This window comes from Neptuniibacter pectenicola, assembly GCF_001597735.1.
Taxonomy (GTDB): domain Bacteria; phylum Pseudomonadota; class Gammaproteobacteria; order Pseudomonadales; family Balneatricaceae; genus Neptuniibacter; species Neptuniibacter pectenicola.
The window spans coordinates 1-913 of sequence record NZ_LUTS01000050.1; the positions used below are offsets into that span (position 1 = coordinate 1).

General features: G+C 50.5%; 1 protein-coding gene. It reads left to right on the plus strand.

Features of this window, described 5'->3' with window-relative positions; genetic code table 11:
* Nucleotides 1–322: 322 nt before the first annotated feature.
* Nucleotides 323–913 (plus strand): reverse transcriptase domain-containing protein (locus tag A3773_RS16800; protein ID WP_269454514.1); only part of this gene is annotated, 591 nt, incomplete at its 3' end.

Genomic DNA, 913 nt, shown 5'->3' on the forward strand with positions numbered 1-913 from the left:
CAAGACAACGAAGCCGTGTGATCTAACGGCCACCGTAAATGATGCAGTTGCGCAGGGACAGTTCATGCTCTTATCTGGGGAGATCTGCTTAACAAGCGATCGGTAAACCACCAGTAAGGCTCTGGTCAATAAGTGCCTTGGCTCCGCTGAATGTATCGCCAGTGGAGAGCGAACTAGATACAAACCGATAGCGCTGGCAGAGGTAACTTTGCCAGTGATTAAGCAGAAGTCAGCAGACGGCATAGTAGCCCAACGGTCAGCGTAATGGCTGATACATGGTGAAGGCCTGAACATTAAGAATAAAGGAGGAGCCTTGTCACACTTGAACGCACGAACGCCGTCAGGCGATGACGTGATTCAGCGTAGTGATCTGAAGCCAGCCTTTAGTAACGATCTATTTGAGCGTGTGCTGCAACGGGATAACCTCTCAGCGGCATGGAAACGCGTTCAAGCCAATAAAGGGGCTGCAGGAGTGGATGGCATGACCATCAACGAATTTCCCGTATGGGCAAGCGCAGGACACTGGACGAAGGTCACTACCGAACTGGCAACAGGTCGATATACGCCCTCACCGGTCAGACGCGTTGAAATCGATAAACCCGATGGTGGTACTCGCCAACTGGGGATTCCAACCGTCTGTGATCGAGTGATTCAGCAAGCGATTGCCCAAGTCCTTACGCCTATTTTTGATCCCGATTTCTCAAACAATAGTTTTGGATTCCGGCCAAATCGAAATGGGCAACAGGCGGTAAAGCAGGTTCGAGACATCATCAAGGAAGGTCGCCGCTTCGCGGTCGATGTCGATCTGTCTAAGTTCTTTGACCGAGTTAATTACGATCTGCTGATGACGCGCCTTGGTGACAAGGTGAAGGACAAACGTCTTCTACGATTGATTAAACAATACCTGCGAGCT